This is a genomic window from Bacillus sp. AFS001701 (assembly GCF_002559405.1).
Taxonomy (GTDB): Bacteria; Bacillota; Bacilli; order Bacillales; family Bacillaceae_G; genus Gottfriedia.
The window spans coordinates 21,779-31,018 of the sequence record NZ_NTZO01000066.1; the positions used below are offsets into that span (position 1 = coordinate 21,779).

Annotated in this window: 9 protein-coding genes and 1 other annotated feature; all 9 genes read right to left on the minus strand. The window is 33.4% G+C overall.

Annotated features, from left to right (window positions below):
- Positions 1-97: 97 nt before the first annotated feature.
- On the minus strand, positions 98-2,854 hold the full coding sequence (gene ileS / locus CN514_RS05760) for an isoleucine--tRNA ligase (protein WP_098231776.1): 2,757 nt from the start codon (positions 2,852-2,854) through the stop codon (positions 98-100).
- A 198-nt stretch (positions 2,855-3,052) separates the two neighbouring features.
- Positions 3,053-3,276: a binding site (T-box leader), on the minus strand.
- Positions 3,277-3,331: 55 nt separating this feature from the next.
- Entirely contained in the window at positions 3,332-3,820 is a 489-nt protein-coding gene (locus CN514_RS05765; RefSeq protein WP_098231777.1) for a DivIVA domain-containing protein, read from the minus strand.
- Between the two features lie 89 nt (positions 3,821-3,909).
- Complete coding sequence (locus tag CN514_RS05770) at positions 3,910-4,683, minus strand: YlmH family RNA-binding protein (protein ID WP_098231778.1); 774 nt, start codon at positions 4,681-4,683, stop codon at positions 3,910-3,912.
- 68 nt (positions 4,684-4,751) lie between these two features.
- Entirely contained in the window at positions 4,752-5,012 is a 261-nt protein-coding gene (locus CN514_RS05775) for a YggT family protein (RefSeq protein ID WP_098231779.1), read from the minus strand.
- Positions 5,013-5,016: 4 nt separating this feature from the next.
- Positions 5,017-5,511 carry a cell division protein SepF gene (locus tag CN514_RS05780; RefSeq protein WP_098231780.1) on the minus strand — a complete coding sequence of 165 codons (495 nt, stop codon included), beginning with the start codon at positions 5,509-5,511 and terminating at the stop codon, positions 5,017-5,019.
- A gap of 5 nt (positions 5,512-5,516) precedes the next feature.
- Positions 5,517-6,191 carry a YggS family pyridoxal phosphate-dependent enzyme gene (locus CN514_RS05785; RefSeq protein WP_098231781.1) on the minus strand — a complete coding sequence of 225 codons (675 nt, stop codon included), beginning with the start codon at positions 6,189-6,191 and terminating at the stop codon, positions 5,517-5,519.
- Between the two features lie 4 nt (positions 6,192-6,195).
- A complete protein-coding gene (gene pgeF, locus CN514_RS05790) occupies positions 6,196-7,020 on the minus strand; it encodes a peptidoglycan editing factor PgeF (protein ID WP_098231782.1) in 825 nt (274 codons plus the stop codon).
- Between the two features lie 243 nt (positions 7,021-7,263).
- A complete protein-coding gene (locus CN514_RS05795) occupies positions 7,264-7,545 on the minus strand; it encodes a YlmC/YmxH family sporulation protein (RefSeq protein WP_069035603.1) in 282 nt (93 codons plus the stop codon).
- 638 nt (positions 7,546-8,183) lie between these two features.
- Complete coding sequence (gene sigG, locus CN514_RS05800; protein ID WP_056471070.1) at positions 8,184-8,963, minus strand: RNA polymerase sporulation sigma factor SigG; 780 nt, start codon at positions 8,961-8,963, stop codon at positions 8,184-8,186.
- Between the last annotated feature and the right edge of the window lie 277 nt (positions 8,964-9,240).

Sequence of the window (9,240 nt, forward strand, 5' to 3'; positions counted from 1 at the left end):
TTTTTACAATTTTTGAAAAATATTAATACAAACCAAATTAAAAAGAGTCGAAAGATTAAACTTTCGACTCTTCTATTAAGTGCTTTCCACTTATTGATTACATACCTTTTACAACACTTGCACAACGTAAGCAAAGTGTAGGGTGATCTTCGTCTTTTCCAACTTCTTCTGTAACTACCCAGCATCGTTCACAAGTTTTACCTGTCGCAGGTGTTACTTCGATACTTAATGTATCAAATTTTTGCGCTGTTTCAGGAGCTTGCTCATCGCTATTTGCAATTTCTACTTGAGAAACAATTAATAATTGTTTGAAGTCTTCATTTATAGAATTTAATAGCTCAGCAACTTCTGCATTAGGATAGATTTTAACTGCTGCAGTTAGAGATTTACCGATTACTTTTTCATTTCGTGCAACTTCAAGTGCTTTTAATACGTCATCACGTAAATCCATGAATTTTTCCCACTTAGCTTCTAAACTTTGTGTATCGCCGAAATCTTTAACGTCTGGCATTTCAGTTAAGAAAATGCTATCAACAGTAGTTCCTGCCATATGTGACCAAACTTCTTCAGCTGTATGAGGTAAAATTGGAGCTACTAAACGAGTTAGTGCTTGTAATGACTCATGTAATACTGTTTGAATTGCTAAACGATCTTTATTCGTTTTTGGCTCGATATATAAAACATCTTTTGATAAATCAAAATAAAAAGAACTTAATTCTGTTGTACAGAAGTTTTGAATTGTATGGTAAACATTTGCAAATTCATATTTTTCGTATGATTCACGAACAGTTTTAACCACATTGTTTAATTTAACTAGCATGTATTGATCTAATTCGCGTAGCTCTTCATATTTTAAAGCATCTTGTTCTGCATTAAATCCATCTAAGTTTCCTAGTAAGAAACGGAACGTATTTCGGATTTTACGGTATACTTCAGCAACTTGTTTCATTAATGCGTCAGAAATACGAACATCAGATTGATAATCTACAGAAGCTACCCATAGACGTAAAATATCTGAACCATATTGATTCATAATTTTTGATGGTAGGACGATGTTTCCGATTGATTTACTCATCTTGCGACCTTCACCATCTAAAACAAAGCCATGGCTTACTACAGCTTTATAAGGAGCTTGACCTGTTACAGCAACGCTTGTACTTAATGAAGAGTTAAACCAACCACGGTATTGGTCAGAACCTTCTAAGTAAATATCAGCTGGGAAAGATAGTTCTTCACGAGTGTTTAATACCGCTTGATGTGATGAACCACTATCAAACCATACATCCATGATATCTTTCTCTTTAGAGAAGTTACCATTTGGTGAACCAGGATGTGTAAATCCTTCTGGTAATAATTCTTTCGCTTCTTTTTCAAACCAAATATTTGATCCATGCTCTTTAAATAAGTTAGAAACATGTTCAATCGTTTCTTCAGTTATAATTGCTTCTCCGTCTTCAGCATAGAATACTGGGATTGGAACTCCCCATACACGTTGACGTGAAATACACCAATCTCCACGATCACGAACCATGTTGAATAGACGAGTTTCTCCCCAAGTTGGGAACCACTTAGTATCTTGAACAGCTTGCATTAATTGTTCACGAATTGCTTCAATTGATGCAAACCATTGTGCTGTTGCACGGAAGATAATCGGCTTTTTCGTTCTCCAGTCATGTGGATAAGAGTGTGTGATAAATTGTAATTTTAATAAAGCACCTTTTTCTTCTAATGCTTTTGTAATTTCTTTATTAGCTTCATCATAGAATAAACCTTCAAATCCAGGAGCTTCTTTTGTTAGAACACCTTTTTCATCTACTGGACAAAGCACTTCTAATCCATATTGTTGACCTACACGGAAGTCATCTTCACCATGTCCTGGTGCAGTATGAACACAACCTGTTCCAGCGTCAGTTGTTACATGATCACCTAAAATTACGACTGACTGGCGATCATACAATGGATGCTTACAAATGATTCCTTCAAGTTCAGAACCATTAAAAGTCTTTTCAACTACTGCATCTTCCCAACCTAGTTCTTTTGCTACAGATTCTCTTAGCTCACTAGCAACTACGAACTTGTCACCATTTACAGATACTACATCATAGCTTAAGTCTGGATGTAAACATACAGCTAAGTTAGCCGGGATCGTCCATGGAGTTGTAGTCCAAATAATGAATTTCTCTCCACCGTTTAAAACGTCTTTCCCATTTTCAACTGCAAATGCAACATAGATTGATGCTGAACGCTTATCTTGGTATTCGATTTCCGCTTCTGCAAGTGCAGATTCACTTGATGGAGACCAATATACTGGTTTTAGACCTTTATAAATTAATCCCTTAGTAGCCATTTTACCGAATACTTTAATTTGTTCAGCTTCATATTCTTTTTCAAGTGTTATATATGGTCGGTCCCAATCACCTAAAATTCCTAAACGTTTAAATTGTTCTTTTTGACGCTCTACTTGCTCGTAAGCATATTCTTCACATAGTTTACGGAATTCTGCTACTGACATTTCTTTACGATTTACTTTTTTATTTGCTAATGCTTGTTCAATCGGTAAACCGTGAGTATCCCAACCTGGAACGTAAGGAGAACGGTATCCATTCATATTATAAAAACGTACAATGAAATCCTTTAATACTTTATTAAGTGCATGTCCCATATGAAGGTCACCATTTGCATAAGGTGGTCCATCATGTAATATAAATGAAGGTTTTCCTTCGTTATGTTTTTGAACAGTTGCATAAATATCTTTTTTATTCCACTCTTCTTGAATTTGTGGCTCACGTTGAGGTAAATTTCCTCTCATAGGAAATTCAGTTTTTGGCATAAGTAACGTATCTTTGTACTCCATTTGCTTTCCTCCATTTTTAAACTTAATTCTTCTAAAGCTAGCCGTTTTAGGCAAGTAAACTACTCTATACCAGCTTACTTTACATTTTTTAAATTCCACATTAACGCATTGTATCCATCTTACAAGCCTTTTATTAGTGGAGTTGTCTATTATGTATAATAAATCGTATAAGACTAAAAAAAACCTTCCTCATCCCAAAAAAGGGACGAGAAAGGTTTCCCGTGGTACCACCCTAATTGACAATAAATTTCATTAAATCATTGTCCACTTAGCATTCGTAACGTGAATGAAACGTCTTTTCTTACTCATTTTCAGAAAAGCACTCTAGGGTGATTTTCCTTCTATTTTCTATATCAAGCTTACACTATCCTTGACTCGCTACTTAGATTTATAGAAGTACTCTTCCCTGTCACCGATTTACTATTAATATCTAATAAATTATATGTAAAACTTTACAAATCGTCAAGGCTTATACGACTAGTTTGCGATCTCTTCTGTTTCTTTATCGTCTAAAATATGATCCCAATCTTCATGACCTAACATCTCTAATTGAGTTTCAATTGCCATTCGTAAACGAGTTCTGAAAACTTTCGATTGCTTCTTAAGTTCTTCAAATTCCATTGTAACTTTTCTTGATTTAATTAAAGCTTCATTGATAATACGATCAGCATTTTTCTCTGCTTCTTTAATGATCAATTTAGCTTCTTTTTGGGCACTACCTTTTACATCTTCAGCAGCTTCTTGCGCAATCAAAATTGACTTATTTAAAGTTTCTTCTATAGTAGAAAAATGCTTTAATCTTTCTTTCATATCAAGCATTTGTTCTTCTAATTGTTTCTTCTCACGAATAACTAATTCATAATCTTTTATGACTTGATCTAAAAACTCGTTAACATCATCTTCGTCATAGCCACGAAAACTTTTACCAAATTCTTTATTATGAATATCAAGTGGTGTTAAAGGCAATTAAGCCACCTCCATGTATGTATGTTCTTTATTAATCGGTTATAATAAATTTTCGACAGTTTCTACGTTTTTCCTTCTACAATTTCTGACTATTTTTTAACACCGTAGTTTATCCGCCATTTTTCTTTTTTTGATAAGCCATCAATTGACATCAACATTCCTCTACCAAAACCTTTGACAGAGAATAAATCTCCTTCTTCACATAAAAAAGAAGTAGAATCAATAACTCGCTGATTTACCTTAACGTGTTCGGCTTTAATTAAGCTTTGAGCTTTTTGTCTTGATATATTATAGAATTCACTCAATAAGACATCTAATCTTAGTGATGATACCGTCCCATTATTAGTTTGCCAAACATCATCTGATTCAATCAATTCTTTAAATGAAATTCTCTTTAATTTAATTGGTGATTTTCCTACAGAATTTAAGTTACTTTCTACAAAACTTGCTATTTCATCAGCAACAATTACTTGGATCATATCATTTTTAATTAGAATATCACCAAATTTTCCTCTTGTGATTCCTAAAGACATTAATGTTCCCAATACTTGCCGATGAGATAAAGTGTGGAATTTAGTTGCATAAACTAAGTAAAATGCAACCAAAGAATAATCCTCTTCAACTGGTGTATAAAAACTCGGATAAATAATCGCACGCTTTCGTTCACAATCCTCACGACCACCAAAAAAAGCAACAAAACACTCACCTTGATTACCGATAATTGATTGCATAATCATTTGTTCTCTTAAATCAAGAAAATCTGTCAACTTAATAGAATAGCGTTCAATTGCTTCTTCCTTCCAACTGAGAACCTTGTCTACGAAAACATGCTCTTCTTTTCTAAAATGATCATAAATACTCATTGATGCAATCCTCTTTTTCATTAAACTGTCTATTTTAATAAAAAAAGAGAACCTGTTAGATTCTCTTTTTAAAAGTAATGAGAAAGACTTATTATTCCAATTCCAGCAAATTCTAAAGCAAATAACGCAATAATTGGTGAAAAATCAAACATACCGATTGACGGAACAATTCGACGGAACGGCTCTAAATATGGTTCTGATAACCTACCAATTAAGCGACCGAAGCCTGATTGTCTTATTTGAGGGAACCAAGATAAAATGATATGAATTACGATGACGTATCTGTAGTACTGGATTATTTTGTATAAAACGACTAAAAGTAAACCCATTTAATTACCACCTTTTAATGGAATTGTCTTCCTCAAATAACATATCTGTAATCGTTCCAGAAATATCAATATTATCAGGTGTACAAATAAACGTATTTGTACCAATTTTTTTTATATCTCCACTTATTGCATAAACTGTACCACTTAAGAAATCAACAAAGCGTTTAGCTTGATCGATTTGCATTTGTTGTAAATTGATTACTACTGCTTTTTTTGATTTTAAATGGTCTGCAACATCCTGTGCTTCTGCATATTCACGCGGCTGCGCTAATACAACTTTTGACGACAAAGAAGCTCCTCCTGGTATACTTACTAATTTTTGCTTTGATGCATTTCGCTCATGGTTAATGTCTTCATTTACTTGTTTTGAAAATTGTTGCTGTTGATGCTGTTGTTGATATTGTTTTTGTTGCTGCTGTTGTTGCTCTTCGTATTCATAATCATCTTCATACTCATCTTCCATTGCAAAAAAGTTTCTTACTTTTCCAATAATACTCATTTCCTCTACCTTCCCTTTCCTACTAAATCAGTACCGATTCTTATGAATGTAGCACCTTCTTCTATTGCAATCTCAAAATCATTAGACATTCCCATTGATAATTCAGAACATGGAATATTTGCAATCTGTAGATTTTTTACTTTTTCTTGTAACTCCCTTAATCCTTTGAAACTATTTCGAATGATTGTTACATCCTCAGTAAATGGTGCCATTGTCATTAACCCAACAACTTGTACTTTATCAAATTCTGAAAGCTGTCTAGCAAATTCAATTACATCATTTGGATGTATGCCATGCTTTGAGTCTTCTCCAGATACATTGACCTGTAGGAAACATTTTAATGGTTCTGTTGCTCTTTTTTGTATCTCTTCTGCTAAGGATAGTCGATCTAAAGAATGTAGGTAATCTATTCTATGTATGATGTCTTTTACTTTTCTAGTTTGAAGTGAGCCAATAAAATGCCAAACAACATCACTTTTAATGTGTTCTTGTTTTTCCTTTAAACCCTCAAAACGATTTTCGCCTAATTGAAGTATACCTTCAGCTAAAACTTCTTTAGCCACTTCAGTAGATACTTGTTTAGTAACAGCTATTAGAGTTACTTCATCATTTCGATTTGCTCTTACTTTAGCTGCATTAATTTGTTCACTAATACGTTCATAATTTTGTTTGACTGTCATGATGCTAGTTCCTCCAACCAATATAACTCATCATTCTTCCTGTTTTTCCACCATCTCTGCGATGAGAAAAAAATATGCTCGGATTACAACTTGTACAATAATTTGTCATTATTATATTTTCTTCACTAATGCCCGATCTAATGAGTAATTGTTTGTTTGCTTCTTTTAAATTCAATTTGAATTTCCCATTTTGTAAAGTGGTTAAAATATTATTAGGAATCTTGTGTTCAAAAGCTTCGTTTAGCTTATTCATCACAAAATCATCCACTTCATAACAACAATCACCAATTGATGGCCCGATTGCAACTTGGATATTTTTTAGTTGTAAGTTTTCTTCTTTATTCCATTTTTCGATTAAACGTCCGCCAATGTTTTGAACAGTACCTTTCCAACCTGCATGAGCTAAACCAATAAATTTACTTATTGGCTCAAGGAAATACAATGGAACACAATCTGCATAACAAGAAGTTAATAATATATTTTCCTCATTCGTATAAAAACCATCTGTTGTCTCGATGCTAGTTTCATAATCAGTAACACCTTTGCCACAATCTTTTTTAGTTACTTTCACGACATTATTCCCATGAACTTGTTCTGAACAAACCCATTTCGTCTTTGAAAAATCTAATTTACTCGCAAGGAGTTCTCTATTTTCTACGACAATATCCTTCGAGTCATTTACATGTAATCCAAGATTAAAAGAAGTGAAACAACCTTGGCTAACTCCATCATTTTTTGTTGTAAATCCTGCAACTAAATGTTTGTATGAGTCTTCCCAAGGTTGAATCTTAAAAGTACTTTCAGTCGATTGAATGAAGCTCTCTTTCATATTTATAAGACCTCACAGAAACTAATTTAGTAAATATATGTAAACCAGTTAATGGTTTCCTATATTTTACCATAGATTTCACATTTTTGATTATTTTTGACAAAACACACTTATTTTTTTCACTTTCGAAAATAAAATTAACTGCAAGAAATCGTATTTGACGTGATAGGCTAATTTAAGAATAAAGTAAAAGTGCAACTATGCTCCATTCATCTCCTTGAAACTCTTAGTCAACGAGTTTTTTTATGTGTATTTAACTGGACTTGCTTGGTTTTCATCCAAATCCACAGATGAACGATATTTTACCAAAATAACATCTTCACCTATTTTCACAATATCATTCCAATAAATTGTCATTTCCTCTTCTTTACTAAAAAAATTTAAGCCCTTCCCTGGCTTTGTTAAAATAATTGAAGTGATTTTTCCATTTGATTGATCAATATCTAAATCAACAATATTGCCTAATTTCTTACCATCGGCAACATTTACAACATCTTTAACTTGAAAATCTGAAATTCTGGCCATTTAACTTCACCATCCTTTTTATAAAATATATGAAGTAAGGGCCAAACATCATGATAAAATTCAAATAAAAATGTGTTAGACAAGGTTGTTCGATGCTCATCCATTGTCTAACACATTAATATCGTATTTTCATTCTTCCAGTTTAACTATTTTGTAGTTATTGGATTATTTAGTTTATATGTTGTTTGTTTTTTAATTTCATTCATTATAATAAGCAGTGCCTTAAGAAGTAAAAAGTTACTTTCCTTTTGAGTAATTACTCTTTATTCAGGGAAAGAAATAGTATGATGTCTAGCTGCGGCTCCTAGCTCCTCGAGGTCATAAGTCAAAGCCCAATGAAAGTAAAAAGCAACTTTCCTTTTGAGTAGTTACTCTTTATTCAGGGAAAGAATTGTATGATGTCTAGCTGCGGCTCCTAGCTCCTCGAGGTCATAAGACGAAGCCCGATGAAAGTAAAAAGCAACTTTCCTTTTGAGTAATTACCCTTTATTCAGGGAAGGAGATAAGTACGATGTCTAGCTCCGGCTCCTAGCCCCTCGAGGTCATAAGTCAATTCCCGGTAAAGGTTAAAAAGCAAACCTTTACCGGGAATTGTCTTATGCTTGTCGGGGCTGAACAGTCGCCTCCGCTTTTCTCTGTTATCCCTGTATATTTTTGTTCATTTGTTTTATTGCTGATTTTTCTAGTCTGGATACTTGTGCTTGGGAAATTCCGATTTCTTCGGCAACTTCCATTTGGGTTTTTCCTTGGAAAAATCTTTTGCTTATGATCATTTTTTCTCGATCGTTTAGTCGTTTCATTCCTTCACGTAGTGCTAGTTCTTCAACCCATTGCTCGTCCTTATTTTTATCATCACTTAGCTGATCCATTACAAAGATTGGATCTCCGCCATCGTTATATATCGGTTCAAATAACGAAACTGGGTCTTGAATTGCATCTAGTGCAAAGACGATTTCTTCATGTGTTACGCCTAGTACTTCTGCGATTTGAACAGGAGTCGGTTCTTTTGAGTTCTCTGCTAATAATCGCTCTCTAACTTGTAATGCTTTATAAGCAATGTCTCTTAATGATCTTGACACTCTTATTGGGTTATTATCCCTTAAATATCTTCTTATTTCACCAATAATCATAGGTACAGCATACGTCGAAAATTTTACATTTTGGCTTAAATCAAAATTATCAATAGACTTCATAAGGCCTATGCAGCCTACTTGAAATAAGTCATCCACAAATTCTCCGCGATTATTGAAACGCTGAATAACACTTAGGACAAGTCGCAAATTACCATTTACGATTGTTTCTCTTGCGCTTCGGTCACCGCTTTGCATTGCATGAAATAACTTACGCATCTCATCATTCTTTAAAACTGGAAGCTTTGATGTATCTACACCGCATATTTCTACTTTGTTTCGTGTCATGATGTTCCCTCCTACTTGGAGTTGCTGTACTATAGGTAAGTATCTCCTTCGGTGGAAAATTTATGCACAAAATAAAATATACAAAAATAATAAATTCAGGAGTAAAAAAGCTTAGCAAATAGAGAAAAAACTAGCATTTTCTAAGCTGAATTAATGAAATTTAGTATGTATGACTAATGAAAATATTTTTTAAAATTATTTGGTTACCCTTTATACATAGAAAAAACCGATTAGTATTTGAAAAAATCAAATCTAATCGGTTCTTATATTTTAAGTT